Source organism: Nonomuraea antimicrobica (genome assembly GCF_039536965.1).
In the GTDB taxonomy this organism is placed as follows: Bacteria; Actinomycetota; Actinomycetes; order Streptosporangiales; family Streptosporangiaceae; genus Nonomuraea; species Nonomuraea antimicrobica.
The window spans coordinates 1-21,814 of sequence record NZ_BAAAZP010000071.1 but is presented as its reverse complement, the minus strand read 5'-3'; the positions used below and the strand labels follow the sequence as shown (position 1 = coordinate 21,814).

The 21,814-nt window shown below is 73.4% G+C and carries 22 protein-coding genes and 1 pseudogene; 7 read left to right on the top strand and 16 right to left on the bottom strand.

Going from position 1 to position 21,814, the window contains the following annotated elements; translation table 11 throughout:
* Nucleotides 1–815 (top strand): annotated as a pseudogene (locus ABD844_RS18090) (hypothetical protein); the annotation flags it as partial.
* Here ABD844_RS18090 and ABD844_RS18085 read toward each other — a convergent pair.
* From ABD844_RS18085 to ABD844_RS18065, 5 genes are all read right to left on the bottom strand, one after another.
* Entirely contained in the window at nucleotides 745–1,602 is an 858-nt protein-coding gene (locus ABD844_RS18085) for a pentapeptide repeat-containing protein (protein ID WP_344878528.1), read from the bottom strand. The pseudogene ABD844_RS18090 and the gene ABD844_RS18085 overlap by 71 nt on opposite strands.
* A 52-nt stretch (nucleotides 1,603–1,654) precedes the next feature.
* On the bottom strand, nucleotides 1,655–2,422 hold the full coding sequence (locus tag ABD844_RS18080; protein WP_344878526.1) for a GNAT family N-acetyltransferase: 768 nt from the start codon (nucleotides 2,420–2,422) through the stop codon (nucleotides 1,655–1,657).
* Nucleotides 2,423–2,490: 68 nt separating this feature from the next.
* Nucleotides 2,491–3,267: a polyprenyl diphosphate synthase gene (uppS, locus tag ABD844_RS18075; protein WP_344878523.1), complete on the bottom strand. Its 777-nt coding sequence runs from the start codon at nucleotides 3,265–3,267 to the stop codon at nucleotides 2,491–2,493.
* A gap of 123 nt (nucleotides 3,268–3,390) precedes the next feature.
* A complete protein-coding gene (locus ABD844_RS18070) occupies nucleotides 3,391–4,368 on the bottom strand; it encodes a small ribosomal subunit Rsm22 family protein (protein ID WP_344878520.1) in 978 nt (325 codons plus the stop codon).
* A 196-nt stretch (nucleotides 4,369–4,564) separates the two neighbouring features.
* The gene (locus ABD844_RS18065) at nucleotides 4,565–5,149 is read right to left on the bottom strand and encodes a TetR/AcrR family transcriptional regulator (RefSeq protein ID WP_344878517.1); all 585 of its coding nucleotides are present in this window, start codon (nucleotides 5,147–5,149) and stop codon (nucleotides 4,565–4,567) included.
* Nucleotides 5,150–5,225: 76 nt separating this feature from the next.
* Here ABD844_RS18065 and ABD844_RS18060 point away from each other — a divergent pair, with 76 nt between their 5' ends.
* Nucleotides 5,226–6,065, top strand: a complete 840-nt coding sequence (locus tag ABD844_RS18060; protein ID WP_344878514.1) for a DsbA family protein — start codon at nucleotides 5,226–5,228, stop codon at nucleotides 6,063–6,065.
* Here ABD844_RS18060 and ABD844_RS18055 read toward each other — a convergent pair.
* Complete coding sequence (locus tag ABD844_RS18055; protein ID WP_344878511.1) at nucleotides 6,053–6,946, bottom strand: NAD(P)-dependent oxidoreductase; 894 nt, start codon at nucleotides 6,944–6,946, stop codon at nucleotides 6,053–6,055. The two genes, ABD844_RS18060 and ABD844_RS18055, sit on opposite strands and share 13 nt — an antisense overlap.
* A gap of 56 nt (nucleotides 6,947–7,002) precedes the next feature.
* Nucleotides 7,003–8,061 carry an LLM class flavin-dependent oxidoreductase gene (locus tag ABD844_RS18050; protein WP_344878508.1) on the bottom strand — a complete coding sequence of 353 codons (1,059 nt, stop codon included), beginning with the start codon at nucleotides 8,059–8,061 and terminating at the stop codon, nucleotides 7,003–7,005.
* A 195-nt stretch (nucleotides 8,062–8,256) separates the two neighbouring features.
* Here ABD844_RS18050 and ABD844_RS18045 point away from each other — a divergent pair, with 195 nt between their 5' ends.
* Nucleotides 8,257–9,537, top strand: a complete 1,281-nt coding sequence (locus tag ABD844_RS18045) for an erythromycin esterase family protein (protein ID WP_344878505.1) — start codon at nucleotides 8,257–8,259, stop codon at nucleotides 9,535–9,537.
* Nucleotides 9,538–9,568: 31 nt separating this feature from the next.
* Here ABD844_RS18045 and ABD844_RS18040 read toward each other — a convergent pair whose 3' ends face one another.
* Nucleotides 9,569–10,801 carry an MFS transporter gene (locus ABD844_RS18040; protein ID WP_344878502.1) on the bottom strand — a complete coding sequence of 411 codons (1,233 nt, stop codon included), beginning with the start codon at nucleotides 10,799–10,801 and terminating at the stop codon, nucleotides 9,569–9,571.
* An 88-nt stretch (nucleotides 10,802–10,889) separates the two neighbouring features.
* Between ABD844_RS18040 and ABD844_RS18035 the strand changes: the two genes are divergently transcribed.
* A complete protein-coding gene (locus tag ABD844_RS18035; RefSeq protein WP_344878499.1) occupies nucleotides 10,890–11,945 on the top strand; it encodes an ArsR/SmtB family transcription factor in 1,056 nt (351 codons plus the stop codon).
* A 97-nt stretch (nucleotides 11,946–12,042) separates the two neighbouring features.
* On the opposite strand, the gene ABD844_RS18030 is transcribed toward ABD844_RS18035, so the two are convergent.
* The 6 genes from ABD844_RS18030 to ABD844_RS18005 form a co-directional block, all read right to left on the bottom strand.
* Nucleotides 12,043–12,516 carry a hypothetical protein gene (locus ABD844_RS18030; protein ID WP_344878496.1) on the bottom strand — a complete coding sequence of 158 codons (474 nt, stop codon included), beginning with the start codon at nucleotides 12,514–12,516 and terminating at the stop codon, nucleotides 12,043–12,045.
* A gap of 410 nt (nucleotides 12,517–12,926) precedes the next feature.
* Nucleotides 12,927–13,352 carry a nuclear transport factor 2 family protein gene (locus tag ABD844_RS18025; RefSeq protein WP_344878493.1) on the bottom strand — a complete coding sequence of 142 codons (426 nt, stop codon included), beginning with the start codon at nucleotides 13,350–13,352 and terminating at the stop codon, nucleotides 12,927–12,929.
* 678 nt (nucleotides 13,353–14,030) lie between these two features.
* Nucleotides 14,031–14,546, bottom strand: a complete 516-nt coding sequence (locus tag ABD844_RS18020) for a DinB family protein (protein WP_344878490.1) — start codon at nucleotides 14,544–14,546, stop codon at nucleotides 14,031–14,033.
* Nucleotides 14,547–14,610: 64 nt separating this feature from the next.
* On the bottom strand, nucleotides 14,611–15,276 hold the full coding sequence (gene lexA / locus ABD844_RS18015; protein ID WP_344878487.1) for a transcriptional repressor LexA: 666 nt from the start codon (nucleotides 15,274–15,276) through the stop codon (nucleotides 14,611–14,613).
* Between the two features lie 196 nt (nucleotides 15,277–15,472).
* On the bottom strand, nucleotides 15,473–16,582 hold the full coding sequence (locus tag ABD844_RS18010; RefSeq protein ID WP_344878484.1) for a winged helix DNA-binding domain-containing protein: 1,110 nt from the start codon (nucleotides 16,580–16,582) through the stop codon (nucleotides 15,473–15,475).
* Between the two features lie 291 nt (nucleotides 16,583–16,873).
* On the bottom strand, nucleotides 16,874–17,299 hold the full coding sequence (locus ABD844_RS18005) for a VOC family protein (RefSeq protein WP_344878481.1): 426 nt from the start codon (nucleotides 17,297–17,299) through the stop codon (nucleotides 16,874–16,876).
* A gap of 101 nt (nucleotides 17,300–17,400) precedes the next feature.
* Between ABD844_RS18005 and ABD844_RS18000 the strand changes: the two genes are divergently transcribed.
* The gene (locus tag ABD844_RS18000) at nucleotides 17,401–18,405 is read left to right on the top strand and encodes a helix-turn-helix transcriptional regulator (protein WP_344878478.1); all 1,005 of its coding nucleotides are present in this window, start codon (nucleotides 17,401–17,403) and stop codon (nucleotides 18,403–18,405) included.
* A 46-nt stretch (nucleotides 18,406–18,451) separates the two neighbouring features.
* On the opposite strand, the gene ABD844_RS17995 is transcribed toward ABD844_RS18000, so the two are convergent.
* Nucleotides 18,452–18,874, bottom strand: coding sequence for an STAS domain-containing protein (locus ABD844_RS17995; protein ID WP_344878475.1), 423 nt, complete (start codon nucleotides 18,872–18,874; stop codon nucleotides 18,452–18,454).
* Nucleotides 18,875–19,009: 135 nt separating this feature from the next.
* Complete coding sequence (locus ABD844_RS17990; protein ID WP_344878473.1) at nucleotides 19,010–20,446, bottom strand: alpha/beta hydrolase family protein; 1,437 nt, start codon at nucleotides 20,444–20,446, stop codon at nucleotides 19,010–19,012.
* Between the two features lie 258 nt (nucleotides 20,447–20,704).
* On the opposite strand from ABD844_RS17990, the gene ABD844_RS17985 reads away from it, so the two are divergent.
* Complete coding sequence (locus ABD844_RS17985; RefSeq protein WP_344878534.1) at nucleotides 20,705–21,289, top strand: RNA polymerase sigma factor; 585 nt, start codon at nucleotides 20,705–20,707, stop codon at nucleotides 21,287–21,289.
* On the top strand, nucleotides 21,286–21,814 hold a 529-nt coding region (locus tag ABD844_RS17980), incomplete at its 3' end, for an anti-sigma factor (protein ID WP_486348542.1). The genes ABD844_RS17985 and ABD844_RS17980, both read left to right, overlap by 4 nt.

Sequence of the window (21,814 nt, the reverse complement as noted above, 5' to 3'; positions counted from 1 at the left end):
GGCTGGCCAGGGTGCCGCGCGACGTCGACCTGCTGCTCACGGCGATGACGGTGGTCGGCGCCATGGTCTTCGTGTGGATCCAGTCGCGGATGTGGTGGTGGGGCGAGACGCCCACCAACGCCAACTGGCTCACCAGCGTCTGCGTGGGAGCCGCCATGCTGCTGCCCGCCCTGCTGCTCGCGGTGCTGCGCCTGGGCTGGAAGGACGAGAGCCACCGCCGCGTCATCGGCGTCCTGTGGGACGTGGCCACGTTCTGGCCCCGGCACACCCATCCGCTCGCGCCGCCCTCGTACGCCGAGCGGGCGGTCCCCGAGCTGCAGCGGCGGCTGTGGTGGCTGCACGACAACGGCGGCGTCCCGCTCGTGACCGCGCACAGCCAGGGCACGATCCTGGCCGTCGCCGCGCTGGCCCAGCCCCGTTCCCGTCCCGTGGGCGACAGGGTGGCCCTGGTCACCTTCGGCTCACCCCTGCGCACCCTGTACGCGTGGGGCTTCCCCGCCTACTTCGACGACGCGTTGTTCCGGCGGCTCGCGTACGGGCCCGGGACCAAGGTGGCCCGCTGGCGCAACTTCTGGTGCGACACCGACTACATCGGCGGCCCGGTCGGCGTGCCGGGAGAGGCGGGCGGCGAGGTGGACGTGCGGCTCCCTGACCCGCCGACCAGCCGCTTCCTGTACGGCCAGCCGCTGCCCGCGATCGGCGCCCACACCGGCTACGGGCAGGACGAGGAGATGCGCCGCCGGATCACCCGCCTGGCCGCCGAGCTGGCCGGGGACGTCCCCCAGGGGCGGCCGTCCAGTGGTCGGGCCGGGTGAGCGTGGCGGGCAGGCGGGTGGCCGGGTCGCCCTTGGCGGCGTTGACCTGGGCCTGGGTGAGGAAGATGGCGCCCGTGAGGTCGGCGCGGGACAGGTCGGCCCCTCTGAGGTCGGCCCCGATCAGGTCGGCCCGCCGCAGATCCGCGCCGCGCAGGTCGGCGCCGATCAGGTAGGCCCCCCGCAGGTTGGCGCCGCGCAGCCCGGCGCCCTTCAGCCGGGCCCCGATCAGGTCGGCGCCCCGGCGCTCCCTGCCGTTCAGCCCGGCCCGCGCCAGCTCGCTCGTCTTCAGCAGCAGCTCGTTGACCTCGGCCCGGTGGGCGGCCACGTCGAGCTTCTCCAGCACGTCGGCGCTTTCCCGGGTGAGCCGGTCGGTCTCCTCCAGGGCCCGGCGCAGCGGGCCGTGCACCGGCCGGGCGGCCTCCAGCCCGAGCGCCTCGGCCAGGTACCACAGCAGCTCGTGGAGCTGCCGCATGACGGGGAAGACCGCGTACATCTGCCGGGCCGTGCCCGGGGCCTCCCGCCAGCTCCGCCCCTCGTACGTGACCTGCGAGACCTTCTGCCCGGCCCCGAAGCAGTCGAACACCGTGCACCCCGCGAACCCGCGCCCCCTGAGCTGGGCGTGGATCGAGCAGCGGAAGCCGTCGTCGAGGTTGGGGCAGGGCCGCCCGGCGTCCTTGTCGATCGCGAAGTCGGCCGACGCCGAGAACGGCAGCGCCACGCAGCACAGCCCGAAGCAGCTCGCACAGTCGGCCAGCAGGCCGAGGTCGCGCGGGTTCGTTCCGGGCAAGGTGTGGGTCTCCTCTTCGCGGGCGGCGGATGTGGGGGCAGGTCCAGAGTAGTCAGGGATGCACGTACGGCGTCGTCGTGGTGAGCGCCGTGAAGCCCAGCCGCGCCAGGATGGGACGGCTCTCCTCGGACGCGTCCACCTGCAGATAGCGGTAGCCGCGCGCGACGGCCTCGCGGGCCCGGTGGGCCACCAGCGCCCGGTAGACGCCGCGGCCCCGCCACCGCGGCACCGTGCCGCCGCCCCACAGGCTCGCGAACCCGGTGCCGGGATGCAGGTCCATCCGCGCCGCGCTGACGGGCACCGCACCGGCCATGGCCAGGACCGCCACGACCCCGCCCGCGACGATCTGGCCGAGCAGGTGCTCCCTGACGGCCTCGTGGGTGGTGCCGAAGGCCAGGTCGTGCACGTCGGCCAGCAGCGCCACCTCGCGCGCGCCGGTCACCGGGACGAGCGCCACCCCGTCGGGGAGCACGGGCGGGGCGGCGATCCTGGCGGCCTCGGCGACCATGACCGTCTCGGCCGGTTCGGGCACGAAGCCCGCGGCCAGGAGGCGGCGGTCGAGGTCGGCGGGCCGGTCGTGACCGTACAGCTTCCACTCGAACGAGCGGCCGAGCGCCCCGTAATGGCGCACCTGCGCGGCGATGGCCGCGTCGGCGTCGCCGGGGCCCAGATCGGACCAGAGGACGCCGTTCCAGCCCTGCTCGGGACCGACCTGGCGGACCACCGCGCCGTCGCGCTCGACCACGCTGCCGGGACCGTCGGGGACGGCCTCCCGCCGCAGCGCGCCGTCGAAGGCCGCGAGCACCTCAGTATCGTTCACCGGGACACCTCACCAGCGGAGCGGCCCGACTGGCAACCGAATAAACCGGGGCGGGCGCACGCCCCGGCTCAGCCGCCGTAGCGCCGCTGGCGGGCGGCGAAGCTGCGCAGCGCGCGCAGGAAGTCGATCTCGCGGAAGGCCGGCCAGAACGCCTCGCAGAAGTACAGCTCGGAGTAGGCGGACTGCCAGAGCAGGAAGTTCGACATGCGCTGCTCGCCGCTGGTCCTGATGACCAGGTCGGGGTCGGGCTGCCCGGCCGTGTAGAGGTGGGGGGCGATGTCGTCCACGGTCAGGGACGAGGCCAGCTCCACCATCGACTGCCCGGCCTCGGCCCGCTCGTACAGCAGCTCGCGCAGGGCCTCGATGACCTCCTGGCGGCCGCCGTACCCGATGGCCAGCGTGAGGTGGAAGCCGGTCGAGCAGGTGCGGGTGGCCTCGACGGCGCTCTTGAGCGCGCGGGCGGTGGTGTCGGGCAGGATGTCGAGCATCCCGGCGACGTGGACCCGCCAGCGGGCGTCGGGGCGGTCGAAGCGGTCGGCGACCATCTGCTCGATCACCCGCAGCAGGTAGGCCACCTCCTCGTCGCCGCGGCGCTGGAGGTTCTCCGTCGAGCACAGGAACACGGTCAGGTGCTGAATGCCGATCGTCTCGCACCACGACAGCACGTCCGCGATGTGCTCGGCGCCGTATTTGTGGCCGATGCTGAGGTTGGCTATGCCCATCTGCCTGGCCCAGCGCCGGTTGCCGTCCATGATGAGCCCGACGTGGCGGGGCAGGGGGCCCGCCGTCACCTGTCGGCGCAGGCGCCGGGCATAGAGGGAGTGAAGGAGGTCAGTCATCTGCACCCCTCCAGGATGGCCCCGGCCGGGCGCCGGAATCTGATCTTTCCGGAATTACCTGCCGGAGCGGACGGGACGATTACGACCGGTGGCGGAGCGGGCGCCGCGCGCATCCGCTCCGACGGGGCGTCAGTCCGCGAGCGGCCAGGGGTCGCCCCAGTCGGCGTCCCTGGCCTGGCGGTAGCGGTCGCCCTGCCGTTTGGAGACGATCTCGTCGCGCAGGCCGTCGCCGTCGGCGCACAGGCGCAGGGAGACCACGCCCTTGCGTTTCTGCGGATGGCGTACGACGCGGGCGGCGGGGCGCGGCCACGGGGCGGCGGTGGCGGCCACGTAGGAGAACTTCTCGTCCTCGAAGCCGAGGGTGCCCGACTTGATGCGGCGGTGCAGGGCGCTCCTGGGCAGGCGTACGGAGAAGTGGCACCAGTCGCGCCCCTGCCGGATCGGGCACGTGCCGTCGTGGGGGCAGGGGGCGACGATGGTCAGGCCGCCGGCGGCCAGCACCTCCCGGGCGGCGGCGACGGTGGCGTAGCCCACGGGGGTGCCGGGCTCGATGATGATCACCATGGCGGCGGCGTCCGTCAGCCCGCGTACCACGGCGGGGCGGTCGGCCTCGGGAAGCTCGCCCAGCGCGTACGACATGGTGACCAGGTCGGCGGCGGGCCGGTCGAGGACGGGGACCAGGGACGCCCGCGTCCAGGTCGTGCCGCGCAGCGCCTGCGGTCCGCGGGCGGCCAGGCGGCGGCCCAGCTCGATGACGTCCGGGTCGTGCTCGATGACCGTCACCTTCTCCAGGGACGGCCACACCTGGCCCGCCGCCCAGATCGCCGCCCCGGTGCCGCCGCCGGCGTCGAGGTGCGTACGCGGCTCGAAGCCGGGTGTCAGCGCCGCCGCCGCGCGCATGGCCGTGGCCGCGGCGGCGTAGGTGGCGGGCATGCGGTAGGCGGCGTAGGCGGCGACGTCGGCCGGGGAGCGGAGGTGGTTGCCGCCGGTGGAGACGCCGTCCACGCGGTAGCGCTCGGTGAGCCGGGCCACCGACCCGGACAGCTCCTGCGGCGAGAAGCGGGCCACGGCCTGGTCGAGTGCGGCTCTGAGATCATCGGGCAGCATGGCGGAACTCACCCGAGGTCAGGACGTGCCCGAAGGCACGGGGTGACACGCATACGGACCCCCTCCCTCGCGCCCCATCTCTCGCGCGAGGTCTCAGTGATGTTCGACCGCAGCCATTATCGGCCATCCGCCGGAGCGCACGCTCACGCGGACGTCCGGGGCGGCGCGGCGTTCGTCCAGGCCGGGCCCGCACGCCCTAGTGACCTTCGGGAACGGCCTGGGAGCCGGTGCGGAACAGCCGCCAGAACGCCAGCGCCGCCCCCTCGGCACCGCCCCGCCGATCCTCCGCCACCCAGTGGGCGATCACGCCGACGAGGGCCCCGGCCAGGTAGGCGGCGTGCACGTCCACCGGCACGTCGTCCCACCCCGCGGGACGCCGGCCGTCGGCGAAGCGGCCGGCCAGCTCGCCGGTGAGGCGTTCGCGCATGCGGGCGGCGAACCGGGCGCTGCCCTGGGGGCCGAGCATGCGGGCGTACAGGGTGGCGTTGGCCGTCACGTGGCCGAACAGCTCCCCCAGCGGCTCGGGCGCCCGGTCGCGGGGCGCGTCGAGCGGGCACAGCGCGGCGGCCCTGGCGACGGCGGCGACGGTGTCCTCCATGGCGTCGGTGACCAGCGCGTCGACGTCGGGGTAGTGCAGGTAGACCGTCGCCCGGTTCACCTCGGCGCGCTTGGCCAGCGCGGACACGGTGATGGTGGCCAGCTCCTGCTGCGCGGCCAGGTCGAGCACGGCCGCCTTGAGCCGGGCCCTGGTGCGCTGCGCGCGTGGATCATCCGGGTTCACGGCGGCAACTATACGACATCCATCGACTATGCGACACCTGTTGACTAATAGACAGTTGTCGCATACAGTGCCCGGCATGCGAATCGAGATCTGGGCGGACGTCGTCAGCGGTTGGGCCCACGTCGGCAAGCGGCGGCTGGAGAAGGCGCTCGCCGGGTGGCAGGGGGAGGCGGTCGAGGTGGTCTGGCGGCCGTACCAGATCGACCCGTCGGCGCCTGCCGGCACGCTGGAGGCGCACCGGCTGATCGCGCTGGCGTACGAGAAGGGCGGCGCCGAGCTGCAGAGCCGCGTCCTGGAGCGGGTGCTGCACGCCCACTTCGTCGAGGTACGCGACATCAGCGACCCGGCCGTCCTGACCGAGATCGCCACGGAGGCGGGCCTGGCCGAGGAGGCGGGCCACACCGGCTCCGGCGCGGCCCCCCAGACGCCGCCCGGCGCGGAGCTGACGCGGGAGCTGCTGCTCATCGGCAAGGCCAAGGGCGTACACACCTCGCCGACCATCGTCGTGGGCGACCTCGCGCTGGAGGGCGCGCAGCCGCCCGAGGCGATCAGGGCGTTCCTGGAGGAGGCGAGCGAGCGCACCCCGCGGCGGCTGCCCGCGGAGGTGGAGCGGCTGCGCCACGCCGAGTCGCTGCTCGACCAGCGCGACCCGCTCGGGGCCCTGACGCTGCTGCGCCCCCTCATGCGGGAGCACGGCGACGACCGGGGGGTTCGGATGCTGGCGGCGCGGGCGTACTTCGGCTCGGCCCAGCTCAACCGGGCGCGCACGGCGCTGGAGTCGCTGGTGTCGGAGTCGCCCGACGACTCCTACGCCCGCCACCTGCTGGGACGCACGCTCCAGCGGCAGGGCCGGCACGAGGAGGCCGCCACCCACCTCGCCCTGGCCGCCACCATGACCCCCGACTACGCCACCTGACCGGCCTGGGCGGCGCGGCGCATGACCCACAGCGAGGCGCGCAGGTGGCCGGCCAGCTCGTCGGGCACGCCCGCCGCGGCGGAGGTGGCGAGCATGGTCTCCAGGCCGACCGCCTGCATGTCGGCGTTGTACTCCTCCGGCACCTCCTCGCTCACGACGGCACCGGCCACCATGAGCGGGAGCGTGAGCTCCATCCAGGGGGCCAGCACCTCTCGCTTGAACGTCTCCACGTCGCCGCCCTCGGCGTGGATCAGCTTCACGGCGTGTATGGCCCCGGCGGATATGCCGTACATGCCGCTCAGCGCCGCCCTGTCGTACAGGGCGGCGAAGCCGGGGTCCTCGCCCACCCAATGGGGACGCGCGAGCGGGCTGAGCACGGGGGCGACCTGGTCGAACAGGTCGCGTTCACCGCTGTAGAGGATGACGGCCCCCTCCGTCCCCACCATCGGGGGCACGGCCATGATCCCACCGGCGAGGGATCGCACCCCGTGCTCCCCGAGCAGGCTCGCCAGCTCACGGGCCTGCTGGGCGGAGCCGCTGGTGAGGTTGACCAGCGTGCGGCCGGCCAGCTTCCCCACGACCGGTTCGAGCGTCTCGTGGACGCTGGCGTTGTTCAGCAGGCACACGACCGTCAGGGGGCTCGCCTCGACCGCCTCCGCCACGCTCGGCGCCGACCGCGCGCCGCGCGCGACGAGGCCGTCCGCCTTCCCCGGAGTACGGTTCCACACCGTCACGTCGTGACCGGCGGCGAGCAGCGCGCCCGCCAGAGCGCGGCCCATGGCTCCCAGACCGAGGACGGTGATGCGTTCGGTAATCGTATTCGTGTTCATGTTCATGCGGACCACTGTCCATCGGGCCCCTGACCAGTCACAAGAACGCACTTTGAAGTGCGTGGTTACCGCGAGGTAAGCCCCGAGGCCAGGGCCGGGTGCCGCGTTCAGCCGCGTAGCAGCGGGAGGAGCTGGTCGCCCTGGCGCTTGATCTCCGGCAGGTACGGCGTGTCCGACAGGACGAAATGGGTGATCCCGAGGGCCTGGTAGTTGCGCAGCGACTTGGCCACGTCCTCGGCCGAGCCGACCAGCCAGGTGGTGCCCGCGCCACCGCCGCCGTACTTGCCGGGGGCCGTGTAGAGGTTGTCGTCCAGTACGTCCCCCCGCGCCGCCAGGTCGAGCAGCCGCCGCTGGCCGACGGCGGCCTGCCAGTTCACGTCACGCGAGAGCCGGCCCTCGGCCATCCGCTCGACCTTGGCCTCGGCGTCGGCCCAGGCCTGTTCGGTGGTGTCCCTGATCAGCGTGGTGACCCGGAGCCCGAACTCCAGCGGCGGGTGCTCCCGGCCGAGCCTCTCGCTCAGGTCCTTCAGCCGTTCGATGCGCGCGGCCACGCCGTCGAGCGGCTCGCCCCAGAAGAGCTGGACGTCGGCCTCGGTGGCGGCCACCCGTTCCGCGGGCTCGGAGGCGCCGCCGAAGTAGAGCCTGGGATGCCGGCGCTCACCGCGGACGACGGGACGGATCTCCAGCGTGGAGCCGGTGACGCCGAAGTGGTCGCCGCGGTAGGTGACGTCCTCCTCGGTCCACAGCCTGCGCACGATCTGGAGGAACTCCTTGGTACGGGCGTAGCGGTGGGCCTGGTCGCCTTCGCTGTCGCCGTACGCCGCCAGGGCGTCCTTGCCCGACACGATGTTGATCAGCACCCGGCCGCCGGCGAGGTGGTCGAGGGTCGCCGCGGCGGAGGCGAAGTGGGCCGGCCGCCAGTAGCCGGGCCGCACCGCGATCAGCGGCTGGAACGTCGTGGTCCGCGCCGCCAGCGCGGTGGCGACCGTGAACGTGTCGGGCCGCCCCCAGCCGGTGCCGATGAGCGCCCCGCCCCATCCGTGTTCCTCCAGGGCCAGGGCGTGGCTGGTGAGGGTGTCCAGGCTGTTGTGGCCGGCCACGACGTCGTCGCCACGGTGCCCGGGCTGGACCTGGTTCGGGACGTACCAGAGGAACTGCAGGCTCATCGGTGTGCCATCCTGTTCTGCTCCGCTAAACCTAGTCTCCAAGTAGGTAAAGCATAGAACATTCGGCGGCCACCGCCAGGGGCCGAGGCTGATCCCGCGCGGAGATCCGGTGCCCGGGATCCGCTTGACCGGCGGAAGGCCGGCCACCACGCTGATCGCGTGTCCGCACGGCCACGGGTAAACGAGGGAGGCACGGTGTCCGACACAGTGTCCGGCGAGGCGTCCGACGAGGTGACCGAGTGGCTGGCCGGGCGGGCGATCCCGCTCGACGGCCGCGAGCCCGGCTCGGGGACGGCCGGCCTGCGCCCGCTGCGCGACGTACTCGACGGGGTGCGCGTGGTGGGGCTGGGCGAGGCGACGCACGGCAGCGCCGAGTTCTTCCAGCTCAGGTGGCGGGTGACGGAGTTCCTCATCCGGGAGCTCGGCTTCACGACGCTGGCGATCGAGGCCAGCGCCGCCGCCGCGCGGGCCGTGGACGACTACGTACGCGACGGGACGGGCGACCCGCGCGAGGCCCTGGCGGGGCTGGGGTTCTGGACGCTCGACACCGCCGAGATGCTGACCGTGATCGAACGGCTCCGCGAGCACAACCGCACGGCCGGCCACCGCGTACGCTTCGCCGGAATCGACCCGCAGCACCCGGCCGCGGCGCTGCGAGCCCTGCGGTCCTGCCTCGACGGGGACGCCGCCGAACTGCTCGCCCCGCTCGGCGAACTCACCCAGTGGCGCTGGAACGAGCCGTGGGACCGGCGCCGGGAGCCACCCGACCGGCGGGCCGAAGAGGCCGCGCGCCGCCTGGAGGAACACGTGGCGGCCCACGGCCCGGAGGAGGCCCGCGAGCCGGCCAGAATCGTCCGGCAGTTCGCCGAGCTGTCCACCCGGCCGCTGCGGCACGCCGACCCCGAGCAGACGCTCGGCTTCGCCCGCGACCGCCACATGGCCGAGAACGTGAACCACCTCCTCGCGGCCGAGCCCGGCAGCCGCATCGCGCTGTGGGCGCACAACGGCCACATCATGAAGGACAAGCAGGGCGGCCACGGCTACGGCGCCGTCCCGACCATGGGACGGCACCTGGCGGCGGAGCACGGCGCGGCGTACTACGCGCTCGGGACGCTGTTCGGCGCGGGCGGGTTCCGTGCCCGCCGGTCGCGGTTCGGCAGGCTCGTCAGGAGCGGGCGGCCGAGTCGGTTCAGCGTCCCGCTCGTCAGGGCTCCGCGTTTCGTGGAGGCGCGGCTGGCCGCCGCCCGGCCCGGCGACTACCTGGTGGACCTGCGGGGCGGCGACCGTACGGAGACCGTGGCCGGGTGGCTGGCGGCGACCAACCACGTCCGCGGCTTCGGCTCGGTGGCGGGGCGGTTCGCCGCGAAGTTCACGTTCACGCCGGCGGTGCTGGCCGAGCAGTTCGACGGGCTCGCCTTCGTACGGCACGCCACCTGCTCCACTCCCCTGCCGCCGCTGCCGAGCCGGGCGACGTGACCGGGAGCAGCACCGGCCGCCGCCACTGGGCTCAGGGCTGGCGGCGCAGTGGCGACAGGAGGATCGGGACCCAGCTCACCGCCATGATCAGCGCTCCCGTCACGAGTGCGGAGCGTACGCCCCAGATCTCACCCAACGCCCCGGCCAGCAGCCCGCCCAGGCCGACCGCGCCCATGAGCAGCAGCCGCATCGTGGCCGTCATCCGCCCGAGCAGGTCGTCGGGCGTCACCCGTTGCCGCAGGCTGACCAGCAGCACGTTGTTCACCCCCGTGCGGAACGTCAGCACGAACCAGGCCGCCGCCGCACCCCACAACCACGGCCCGCGGTCGAGGAACGGGATCAGCAGCGAGGCCGGCGCCGTGGCCAGGCTGACGAGCCAGGTGGCCCGGCCCGTGCCGAGACGGCGGCCGATGAGGTGGGCGCTCGCCGAGCCCGCCAGCGCCCCGAGCCCGCCCACGGCCAGGTACGCCCCGAGCACCCACTCCGGGTAGCCGAGCTGATCGACGATGAGAACGGGCAGCAGCACCGAGCAGAGCGGGAAGGCCAGGTTGGCCATCGTGCCCTGAACGAGGGCCGCCACCAGCACCGGATCGCCGAACAGGAACCGCACCCCAGCCGAGATCTGCCGCCCGAGCGGTTCCCGCACCGCCACCTCCCGCACAGCCGTCGAGCCCGGCTCGGGGACGCCGCGCAGCCAGGCCGCCGACCAGAGGTAGCTCAGCGCGTCCGCCAGCACGGCCAGCGGCGCGCCCGCCACCTGCACCAGCACCCCGGCGGCGCTGCGGCCCGCGATGTCCATCCCCGAGCTCGTCCCCACCAGCAGCGAGTTCGCGGACGTCAGCCGCCCGCGCCCCACCAACCCCGGCACCAGGCTCAGCGAGGCCACGTCGAACAGCAGCGTCCCCGCGCCCACCAGCACCGCCACCGCGTAGAGGTGTCCCATGGACAGCCACCCGCCCCACCACGCCACCGGCACGGACAGCAGCACCCCGGCCCGCGCGAGGTCGGCGGCGATCATCACGGGCCGCCGCCGTACCCGGTCCGCCCAGGCCCCGGCGGGCAACCCGAGCACCAGCACCGTGATCGTGCTGAGCGCGGCCAGCAGACCGATCTCGCCCGCGCCCGCTCCCAGTACGGTCACGGCGAGCAGGGGCAGGGCGACGTAGCTGATCTGGCTGCCGAGCTGGCTGACCGCGTTCGCGACGAAGAGGTTCCGGAATCCGGGCGAGCGCAGGAGCGGCTCTTCCATGACAGGTGCCGACATGTCCGCCAGCGTCCCCGGGCATCGCTCCGAGCGCCATCGATTAAGTGAGAAGCTAATCCAATGCCCCTCCGAGTGGGAAGCTGATCCGATGACCCTCGATCTGGCGTTCACGGCGCACGACCTCGCCAACACCCGCTTCGCGATCTCCCCGCTCGGCGAGGTCGTGGCCAGCGTCCGGGTGGTGAAGAATCCGCAGGCGCACCCGCTCCTGCGCCCCTGGGCCGAACGGGTCCGCCGCCGACTCCAGGACGTGGACTGGCGGCTGCTGTCCGACCTCGTCCCGGTGCCCACCGCCGTCATCGCCGGTTTCACCTGCACGCCGCCGGCGACGTCCCTGCCTGACCTCGATCTCGAACTGGCCACGATGCGCGCCGCCGCCGGCCGGGTCCGCACGGATCTGGACGAGATCCCCGGTCCCCGTACGAAACGCGTCCAAGCGCTCTACGACGATCCGGAGCAGGGGCTCGAACGGCTGGCGGAGGAGGTCGGGGCCTACTGGGAGGCCGCCGTGGCCCCGTACTGGCCGCGGCTGCGCGCCCTGCTGGAAGGGGAGATCCTGCACCGGGCGCGGCTGCTGGCCGGGGGCGGTGTCCAGCGCATGCTGGCCGACCTCGACGACACCGTCACCTGGCAGGACGGGACCCTGCGGATCAGGCATCGCTCGGTGTCGGGACGCCGTTCGCTGCGGGGCCTCGGGCTGCTGCTGGTGCCGTGCGTGTTCGTCTCGCCCCGGGTCTTCTCGGTCACCACTCCGCCGTACCAGCCGACGGTCCGCTACCCGCCGCGCGGGATCGCCACGCTCTGGGAGCGCCGCGACCTGGACCCGCCCGCGGCGCTGGCCGCCGTACTGGGCAGGACGCGCGCGCGCCTGCTCGCCGAGCTGGACCAGCCCGCCTCCACCCGCGACCTGGCCCAGCGCTCCGGGCTCTCCGAGCCCGGCGTCAACCAGCACCTCACCGCACTACGCAAGGCAGGACTCTGCACGGCGCACCGCACGGGCCGGTACGTGCTCTACGCCCGTACGGCGACCGCCGAGTCGCTCCTGTCGTCCGGCCATCCCCCGAACGCGTCCTCACCACAGCCTGGACGGGACACGCCCAACACGCCGACCGCCCGCCAGGAGGAGCCGCGCCCGTCACGCTGACCGCCCGCCCGCCCGTGAGGGACATACCCATCACGCTGACGCCACCAGGGGACGTGCGCGTCACGCCCCGGATGGCACGACGCCCGGCCGCCGATGGTCACGAGATGGTCATGCGGCCTGTGCCGGAGAGGCTGCTCACGCCCTGGAGGGCGCAGTTGGTGAGGCTGCTGCTGGGGGCGGCCTGCGCGGAGGCGTGGCGACCGGCCAGGGGACCCGAGGTGATCGCGCCGGTCATGAACGCGTCGGCCGGATTGGAGCTGGTCAAGCTGCTGGTGTCGGCCCGCAGGACGGAGGTGCCCACATAGCGGCCCCTGGCGTTGTACCAGGCGATGCGGGCCTGCCCCGAGACGCCGGTGGCGCTGGCGCAGGAGGCGGTGGCGGTGCCGTCGAAGATCAGGCGGCCCGTACGCAGGCGGGTGGCGCGGCCGTTCGGCGACGTGCAGGTGCCGAGGTAGACGGTGCCGCGGGCCTCGACGGCGCGTGGCAGCAGGCCGATGGACGGCTGGAAGGTGACGGGACGGCCGGGCGCGGTGCCCGCGGTGCAGGTCAGGGTGGTGGCCGACGCCTTCACCGGGGCGACGGCCGGGGCCAGGGTCGAGGCTGGGTTTCGGGCCAGGGCCGAGGCTGGGTCTGGGGCTGGGGCCGATCGGGCCGCGGCGGTGCCGGACGGCGATAGCAGGGCCACGGCCAGGGCGCAGGCCGCAAGGACAGGGCGGCGAGTGCAGGGATTCATGGTTCTCCCGCGTCGGTAATCTACGGCGACCAAGAGATTACTGTATGTATCCAACCTCTGACGTGGAGTAAGAGAGTTCGGGTCGACAAAGCATCACTGGACACGCACGCGGACCGGCGACCGACCCGGGGCCGGGCCCGGCGGGGTGGCATACGGACGGCCACCCCGCCACCGCGATCATCGTCACCGCCTTCGCGGCCCTGCCGGTCGCCGGGCCCCGCCGAGCCCAGCGATCTCACCTGCGAGGCTCAGCCGCGTCGCGCGACCGGCCAGCCATACCCCCATCCGCCCTGGACCATGGCCTGGAAGCCCCACCCGTCCTCCGTACGCACCAGGAGGTCGGCATAGTGCATCTCCTCCTGGCGGCCTTCGACCGTCATGGTGGCCTCGGTCTCCACGATGACGAGGTTCGGGCCGAGGAAGTGCGGGGTCCGCTTCGACTCCAGGCCGAGCCCGGCGGTGCCGCCGCCCATGGCGTCCTGCATCGCCCCGACGTACTCCGCCCGCGTCCACTGCCGTACGGCCGCGTGGCCGCCGGGTACGTCGGTGGCCAGGTTCATCGGGAAGACGGCCAGGTCGGCCAGCTTCTCGATCGCGCCCTCCTCGGCCAGCGCGTCGTACTGGGCGAACCAGTCCTCGACACTCCTCAGCTCCTCAGCGCTCGGCTGATACATGCGCACTCCTCCCCTTGATTCCGTACGCCGTACCGTACAACATACGACAGGAGCGACGCAAAGCATGACGGCTCGACCGTCACGGCCGGGTATCCGGACGGCAAAAGCCTGGTCGAGAGGTGGCTTCGGCGGCTGTTCCGGGAAGTCCCGGCAGGCCCGCCTGGTTGAGATGAATGTTCACCTAAACGAGAAAGTGCCGGTCAGAACAGGGTTCCGGCACATGATCAATCGAGGTGAGAGATCATGGCGATTCTGCACTACCTCGGCCTCATGGGCGTTCAGACGTCCTACCGGCAGCAGCCGGGGCCGGGCGGTGGCGGAGGCTCCGACAGTGCTCGAAGCGCTCGCCGCCGTCGCCGTCGTCGCCGCTGAGCGACGTCGCGGAGACCGCCAGGGCCGGGCCGCAACCAACGGCCGCGACCTGGGCCCGGGCACGGTCTCCCCGTCCGCACCCCCTTCCACCCCCCACCCGCCGGAGCAGGCTCGGGCACCTCATCACCCCCTGCCGAGCCGTCGCCTCCACAGGAATGGTGGACGAGTTCGACCTGATCACGGGCATGGCGCCGGAAGACGGCGACGGTCGTCGTGTGACGCTTCAAAGGCGCAGCTCAAGATCGCGCGAGCAATGGCGTGCCGCCCGAGCAGTGCATGGGGCTCAGTACGAGCAGTGCGTTGGGCTCAGTAGTAGCCCTTGGTGCCGTCGAGCAGTTCCCTGATCGTGTCGAGGTGGCCGGCGTGCCGTGCGGTCTCCTCGACCATGTGGATCAGCATCCAGCGCAGGGTCGCCTGGGCGGAGCGGAAGTCGGGGTGCTTGCCCACGTCGTCCAGCGAGTGGGAGGCGATGATCTCGTTGGAGACGCGGCACTGGCGTTCGTACTCGTCGAGGAGGCGGGCGAGCGGGATGCCCTCGACGCGCATGTCGGCGTCCTCGACGGACTCGTCGAACTGCGGGTTGCCCTCGGGCGAGCGCCCCAGGAACAGCACCTCGAACCAGCAGTGCTCGGTCCAGCGCAGGTGGGAGAGCAGGCCCGCCACCGTCATGAGCGGTGAGCCCGGCAGGACCGGCCGGTAGGCGTCCTCCTCCGACAAGCCCGCGCACTTCCACAGGGCGATCGCGCGTTGCGTGTCGAGCCAGCCGACGAGTTGGGTGCGTTCGTCGGCGACGAACGGAGGGCGTTCGCGAGCGATGCTCATGGACGCCGACGCTAGTACACACCCTCCCGGTGCCGCACGAGGTTTTCCGGGCGACGCGGAAGGTTCAGACGCTGCGCAGGACCGAGACCACGATGCCCAGCACCGCGGCCTCGTCGCCGTCGATGACGTCGTAGGCGGGATTGCGCGGTTCGAGATAGACATGCCCGTCGCGGCGGTGGAACACCTTCACGGTGGCCTCACCGTCGATCATCGCGGCCACGATCTGGCCCGAGTACGCGTCGGGCTGCTGCCGTACCACGACGACGTCGCCGTCGCAGATCGCGGCGTCGATCATCGAGTCGCCCCGCACGCGCAGGCCGAACACGGTGCCGCGGCCGGTGAGGTCGCGCGGCAGGGTCAGCGTGTCGTCCACGTGTTCCTCGGCCGGGATGGGAACGCCCGCCGCGATGTCCCCGACCACGGGAACGGATACCAGGTCGGCCGGTTCCGGCGCCGGACCGCGCAGGAACAGGCGTACGTCGATCGGCCGGGTCATCGTCGTGCCCCGGCGGAGCAGGCCCTGCTCTTCCAGGCTCTTCAGGTGTTTTGACACCGACGACGGCGACCGCAGCCCGACCGCGCGGCCGATCTCGCGGGTGCTCGGCGGATAACCGTATCTGACCACCCAGTCGCGGATCGTGGCCAGAATCCGCTGCTGGCGCTGCGGCAGGGCCGAGAAGTCCACGTGCTCGAACAGGTCGGGATCGTCGTAGGCGGTCACGTGCGACATGTTAGACGCCGCCGCCCATCGCGAAACCACCGATGGGGCAGGCGATCCCCAAGGTTTTCCGCTCGCGTCACGCTTGGGGTCCTCCTGGCGTCCCGTACCGTGCGGGATGCTCGTGGCGCCCCGCACGGGGGTCTTCGACGGTGTCCCGTGCGGGGTCCTGTCGGCGTACCGATCGGGGTTCGGGCGGGCCCGGCGCTCAGGAAGGCGCGGCGGCGAGTTCCGCGCGGTGGCTGTCGCCGTCGGACAGCAACGCCGCCAGCGCCCGCCCCTGCTCGACCACGGCCTCGCGGTCGGCCGGGGAGAGGCTGCGGAGCGGGGTGACGTTCACGGTGCCGTCCGTGACGGTCCAGGTCGCGGCGACCCGGCCGTCGACCAGGACGACGCGTACGCCCGCCACCGACAGGCCGCGATGGGCGCCGTCGACGATCCTGCCGCGGTCGTGGTAGCCGAGCAGCGCGTTGTCGAAGGCGGGCAGGAACCGTACCGGGGCGGGTGTGTCCGGGTCGGGGCGCGGCGCGTCGGGGAGGTCCAGCAGCTCCCGGCCGCGCTCGTCCCTGAAGGCGACCAGTTCCCCGCGGAGCGCGGCGACCGCCGCGGGCAGTCCGGTGAGGCCGCACCAGGCGCGCAGGTCGGCCGAGGCGGCCGGGCCGTACGCGGCCAGGTAGCGCCGCAGCAGCACCTGCCCGACCGGATCGGCGCCGTCCGTGGACGCGGGGTCGAGGGGGTCGATCTCGCGTCCCAGCCAGGAGGAGAGCGGGAGGTTCCGCACACCGGCGCGCGTGCGCCACAGCCCGCGCGGCGGCAGTTGCACCATCGGGATGAGGGCGGCGACCAGTATCTCGCCCAGCGCCCGCGGTCCCGGCTCCGGCCAGCGGTCGGCAAGCGCCCGCGCCAACTCGCTCATCGAACGGGGCTCGCCGTCGGACATCACCGCCCGGCCCGCATCCGCCAGCTCGTCGAGGTCCACTCCGGCCAGCTCACGGCGGTAGGTGCCGAAGGTCCGCGCGCGCAGCATGAGGTCGTGGCGGGCGCGCCAGGCCAGGGCGTCGTCGGCGGTCATGAGGTGGACGGTGCGGCGCATGAGGTGCGTACGCACCACGCGCCGCCCCACCAGCAGGTCGGAGAGCGCGGCCGGGTCGAACGCGCGCAGCCGCGACCAGAGCCCGACGAACGGTTCCTGCGGTTCCTGGGCCTGCAGCCCGCACAGGTGCGCGACGGCGTCGATGACCGGCAGGTCGGCGCGGTCGAGCAGAAGCTGCCGGGCGAGCGTCGCGCGGTTGAGCGCCCGGCTGTCCAGAACGGTCATGCCGCGGCGCGCCCGTCGGCCGGTCGCCGCCGGAGCGCGGCGCGGGTGACGCGGGGTGAGGGATCGGACGCCGAGCCGGTCCGGACGGGCGGGGCGTGTGACACCAGGTGGGTCATGGCGGGGAGTGTTCTCCTCAAGGTCGGTCCGTGGTGACGGATCTGGCACGGATTGCCGTGGCCGGGCTCCCGGCCTGGCCGGACATCGTACTGCCCGGGGCGACGGGCCTCCGGGCTCGTGCCGCGTGCGGCTGCCCGGACGCCTGCCGGGGCCCGCCCCAGGTTCACCGGGTGGTCAGTGTGCGGTGGGTTCAGTGGCGACGTCAACGACCCAGACGACGCCGTACCTGTCCTTCAGCATCCCGTAGAGGGGCGCCCACGGCGCGGGGCCCAGCGGACGCAGGACGGCCGCGCCGTCGGACAGTCTCTCCCAGTACGCGGTGACCTCGTCGGCCGCGTCGCCGCGGAGCGAGACGAAGAACGCGTTCTCACCCGGGTGCCACGGCTGACGTGCGGGCACGTCGTAGGCCATCACGGCGAACCCGCTCGCGGCGGCCACCTGGCCCCACATCACGTGGTCCGCGTCGGACGGGTCCTGGACGTTTCCCGCGTCCTTGTACGTGACCACGGCCACGTCCCCGCCGAAGACGGACTGATAGAAGGTGAGCGCCGCGCGCGCGTCACCGCGGAAGTTCAGGTGGGTCACGGCCTTGACGGGCATGTTCGGCTCCTTTGCCGGTCGGTTCATCGTGTCGGGGGCGGACCCACGTTCGCAGGTGAAGCGGACAGGGTGTGGCCGCTTCTCCGGGCAGAATGAACGGCATGCCGAAAACCTCAGCGCGACTGCTGGCGTTGCTGTCGCTGCTCCAGACGCGCCGCGACTGGCCGGGGGCGCTGCTGGCCGAGCGGTTGCGCATCAGTCCGCGTACCGTGCGCCGTGACGTCGACCGCCTGCGCGAGCTGGGCTATCCCATCGTGGCGTTCAAGGGGCCCGAGGGTGGATACCGGCTCGACGCGGGGGCTGAGCTGCCGCCGCTGCTGTTCGACGACGAGCAGGCCGTCGCCCTGACCATCGCTCTCCAGATCGCCACCACCAGCGGCGCCGGCATCGAGGAGGCCGCGGCCCGCGCCCTGAACACCGTACGGCAGGTCATGCCCGCACGGCTGCGCCGCCGGATCGACACGGTCGAGGTCACCGCCGTCGCTCCGGCCAGGAGGGAGCCCCAGGTCGGCAACAGCGTCCTCATGGCGCTCAGCGCCGCCGTCCACGACCGCGAGGTGCTGCGCTTCGACTACGAATCCCCGCAGGCGAACGACGGCGCCCCGCCGCGGCGGGTGCAGCCTCATCACCTCGTCACCTGGAGCGGGCGCTGGTACCTCGTCGCCTGGGACCTCGACCGCGAGGACTGGCGTACCTTCAGGGCCGACCGGATCACCCCGCGCGTCCCGACGGGGCCCCGCTTCACCCGGCGCGCGCTGCCGGGAGGGGACGTGGCCGCCTTCGTGACCGCCCGCTTCCGTGGCGCGGACGGCGCCGGCGGCTCCGGCGACTGGCCCTGCCGCGGTGAGGTGATCCTCGGGCTGCCCGCCGCCGAGGTGTCCCCCTTCGCCCGTGACGGAGTCGTCGAGGAACTCGGCCCGGACCGGTGCCGCGTCGTCCTTGGCTCGTGGTCGTGGCACGGCCTGGCCTGCGCGGTCGGCAGGTTCGACGCCGACATCGAGGTCGTCGGCCCGGCCGAGCTGAGGGACGCCTTCGCGCACCTGGCCCGGCGCTACGCCAAGGCCGGGGGCGACCGGTCCGAGGACGGACCGGCCACGGCTCGTTGACCGTCCATGCGCGCGACGCCGACGGCTCGGGCCGGGGGCGCGGTCGTCAGGGCGGGCCGGGCCAGGTCGTGGCCTCCGCCAGGCTGTCGTAGCGGGGGAACAGGCTGACCAGGTCGGTGATGGTGAGCAACCGGGCGAGCGGCCCGTGCACGCCGACGAGGCGGAACGCGCCGCCGCGTTCCTCGGCCCTGCGCTGGGTGCTGATGAGCGTCCATAAGCCGCACGAGTCGCAGAACACCAGGTCCGTCACGTCCACCACGATCCTGGGCCGGTCGGCCGCCAGCAGTTCGGTGAGCTTCTCGGCCAGCGTCAGCCGGGTCAGGCGATCGAGTTCTCCTCCGAGGCGCACCACGTGACAGCCCGGCAGCCGCCGGACGTCGATGGAGAGCACTGTCATGACGCCGCTCGCCCGTCTTCTCGGCGCCGCCTTCCCCGCGTGGCGCGGCTCTCCGGCGGCGATCTCGGACATCGGTCTCGCTCTACCCCGCGGCGAGGTCCTTCTTCCTCGATGGAGGTCAGGGATGGACGTCAGGTGAGCAGGATGTAACGCCCTGGCCACGGCTGAAGTCCGTACCAATCCGGACCGAACGGACGCGCGGCGGGCTCATGGAACCCGTCCCGGGCGGTGGACCGCGACGTCACCGAACCTCGCCAGCACGGACGGCAGATCGCCCGGCCCACCCCGCAGGGCGACGTCGAGGAAGGCCGCGGTGGTCTCGGTGGTGCTGCGCAGCGCGTCGCGATCGCCCAGGTCTCCGACGAGGAAGGGGACGGGCGGGAGGTAGAAGGGCGCGTCGGTGAAGGCGAAATGGGCCATGCCCGGGATCGTGAGCCGGTAGGTGGTGGCGGTGCCGAGCGTCAGCACGCGGGTGAGTTGCGGAAGGTAGCGCGGGTTCTCGTCGAGCCCGATGGCGCTGGTGAGCGCGAGCGCCGGCTGGGGGAAGGGCGCGGGGGCCGGGTCGTGGGGGTAGCCGTCGACATCGATGACGGCGGCGAACCGGGTGTCCTGCCGGGCCGCCAGCAGAGCGGCGCCGCCGCCGAGGGAGTGACCGGTGGCGGCGGCCCGTCCGACGTCCAGGCGTCCGGCGAACGGGCCGCCGGGCTCGTCCCGGTCGAGCCGGTCGAGTCGGGTGAGGGCGAAGCTCAGGTCGCCGGCCCGGGTCGCGGTGAGATCGGCGGCGAGCCTCTCGTCCGTGGCAGCGTCGCCGGTCGCCCTGGCGCGGGTGTGGATGACCCGGCTGTCGTCCAGGACGACGGCGGCGGAGTCGTAGGGGTGGTCGAGGCCGGCGACGACGTAGCCGCGTCCGGCCAGTTCCTCGGCCCAGGCGGTGTTCTGGCCGCGGACGCTGCCGATGCCCGGCGAGAACAGGACCACCGGGAAGCGCCCGGCGGCCACGGGCGCACCGGCCACCGACCGGGTGCGGGCGCGCGGGAGTGCGTCCAGGATGAAGCCCGGCAGGCCGAGCTGCCCGGCCAGCGCCTGGGCGACGGTGCGCGCCTCGCGCTGGGTACGTCCGAAATACGGCGCCCGCGCGGCTCCGGCGGGGCTCGGACGCGCGGGGTACCAGAGCTGCGCCACCACGATGCGGTGGTCGTCCGGGGCGGCGGTGGCGGGCTCGGGGCGGTCCTGATCGGTCCACTGCAGCACGACGGTACCGGTCGCGTACGGACCGGACGGCGCGGGGAACTCCGGCACCGGGAACGCCCACGCCGCCACCGGCCCCGCGGCGACGAGCAGGAGACACACCGCAGTGCCCGGCGCCGCCACCCACCACCGCGCCCGCCACGACGGCCGCCGCGCGCCACGCCGCGACAGCGAGCCGACGGCGAACGGCAACGCGAGCCCGACCCCCGCGAGCACGGCCCCTGCGAGCACGGGCACCATCTGCCAGCGCACACCGAGCCCCACCACGATGACCGCGGACAGGCCGGCGAGCGCGGCCGCGCCGACCGTGACCCCTCGGCGGACACGAACCGGCGCCCACCGGGCCACCACGAGGCCGACCGCGACGCCGACGACGAGAATCTCCACGAAGCTCACCAGGCAACTCTGCACCGCACCCGGCCCCGAGACCTCCTTCTCAGGATCGTTTGCCAGGTCATACCCCGGTCGCACAGCACCCATCGAACCGCCCCCGCAGGCGCAGCCTCCCGTCACCCGGACGAGCACGACAGCACGTTGTCCGCGGTCGCGCAGTTGAGGTCGTCGTTCGGGGCGGTCGTGGGGGCGCCGAGAACCGGGACGGGTTCGTTGCGCGATAAACGGTGTGTGAGACGGTTCCCCTTTCGGCGGCGAGAGGTGCCCGACGGCGCCGGTGACCGCGTCCCCGACGACAGCGCCTCCGATGCTGAGCTGGTCGTCGCCGTTGCCGCGGGCAGTACCGCCGCCCTGCGTGCCCTTCACCGACGCCACGCCCCGTGGCTGCGGGCCCGGCTGGCGCGGCGATGTGCCGACCCCGACGTCGTCGATGACGCGCTGCAGGAGACGTTCCTGGCGGTGTGGCGGTCGGCGGCACGGTTCGAAGGGGACGATCCGGCGGGCTGGTTGTGGACGATCGCCATCCGCCGCCTCGTCTCGGCGCTGCGCGGGCGCGGCTCCCGCTGGATCGGCGGGGACAGAGGCGTGAACGCAGCCATGAACGCAGCCATGAACGCTGAGCCCGTGACCCCCTCGGCCGAGGACGTCGTGCTGCTCGGGGTCGAGCACGGCGACCTCGGCTCGGCCCTCACCCGGCTCTCCCCCGAGCTGCGCGCCGTCATCGAGGCGACCGTGTTGGACGGCCTCACCACCAAGGAGGCGGCCCGCCTGCTCGGCATCCCCGAAGGCACGGTCAAGACCCGCGCCATGCGGGCCAGGGCCCGGCTGCGAGAGGAACTGTCATGACCCCCTGGCACATCTCCGACGACCTGCGCGAACGCTACCTCGGTGGAAGGCTCGACGCCGCACTCGCCATGTCCGTCGACGCCCACCTCGGCCGGTGCGCCGAGTGCCGGGCGGCGGTGCCGTACGAGCGGGACTGGCTGGAGGCGTCCTGGCAGCGCCTGGAGACCCGGCTCATCGGGCCGCGGCCGAGCCTGCGCGAGCGCCTGTTGCGCTACGGCGGCGTGCCCGACCACCTGGCCAGGCTGCTGTCGGCGACTCCGGCGCTGAGCCGGGGCTGGGTGGCGGCGGTGGTGGCCGCCCTTGCGTTCGGGGTGCTGGCGGCGCGGCAGGATGCCGGGTTCCTCCCGGCGTTCCTCATCGGGGCGCCGGTGCTGCCGCTGGCCGGGATCGCGCTGGCGTACGGGCCGCGCGCCGATCCGGCGTACGAGCTGCTGGCGGCCACCCCCCTGGCGGGCCCGCGGCTGCTGCTGACCAGGGCGACGGCGGTGCGGGCGGTGGCGACGGCGCTCGCCGCGCTCGCCTCGC

Bases quoted from the DNA above. Each gene is read 5' to 3' on its own strand.
- ABD844_RS18070 (WP_344878520.1), bottom strand. From the start codon at position 4,368: ATGCTGCCCGATGATCTCAGAGCCGCACTCGACCAGGCCGTGGCCCGC.
- ABD844_RS18060 (WP_344878514.1), top strand. From the start codon at position 5,226: ATGCGAATCGAGATCTGGGCGGACGTCGTCAGCGGTTGGGCCCACGTC.
- ABD844_RS18050 (WP_344878508.1), bottom strand. From the start codon at position 8,061: ATGAGCCTGCAGTTCCTCTGGTACGTCCCGAACCAGGTCCAGCCCGGG.
- ABD844_RS18040 (WP_344878502.1), bottom strand. From the start codon at position 10,801: ATGTCGGCACCTGTCATGGAAGAGCCGCTCCTGCGCTCGCCCGGATTC.
- ABD844_RS18035 (WP_344878499.1), top strand. From the start codon at position 10,890: ATGACCCTCGATCTGGCGTTCACGGCGCACGACCTCGCCAACACCCGC.
- ABD844_RS18025 (WP_344878493.1), bottom strand. From the start codon at position 13,352: ATGTATCAGCCGAGCGCTGAGGAGCTGAGGAGTGTCGAGGACTGGTTC.
- ABD844_RS18020 (WP_344878490.1), bottom strand. From the start codon at position 14,546: ATGAGCATCGCTCGCGAACGCCCTCCGTTCGTCGCCGACGAACGCACC.
- lexA (WP_344878487.1), bottom strand. From the start codon at position 15,276: ATGTCGCACGTGACCGCCTACGACGATCCCGACCTGTTCGAGCACGTG.
- ABD844_RS18010 (WP_344878484.1), bottom strand. From the start codon at position 16,582: ATGACCGTTCTGGACAGCCGGGCGCTCAACCGCGCGACGCTCGCCCGG.
- ABD844_RS18005 (WP_344878481.1), bottom strand. From the start codon at position 17,299: ATGCCCGTCAAGGCCGTGACCCACCTGAACTTCCGCGGTGACGCGCGC.
- ABD844_RS18000 (WP_344878478.1), top strand. From the start codon at position 17,401: ATGCCGAAAACCTCAGCGCGACTGCTGGCGTTGCTGTCGCTGCTCCAG.
- ABD844_RS17995 (WP_344878475.1), bottom strand. From the start codon at position 18,874: ATGTCCGAGATCGCCGCCGGAGAGCCGCGCCACGCGGGGAAGGCGGCG.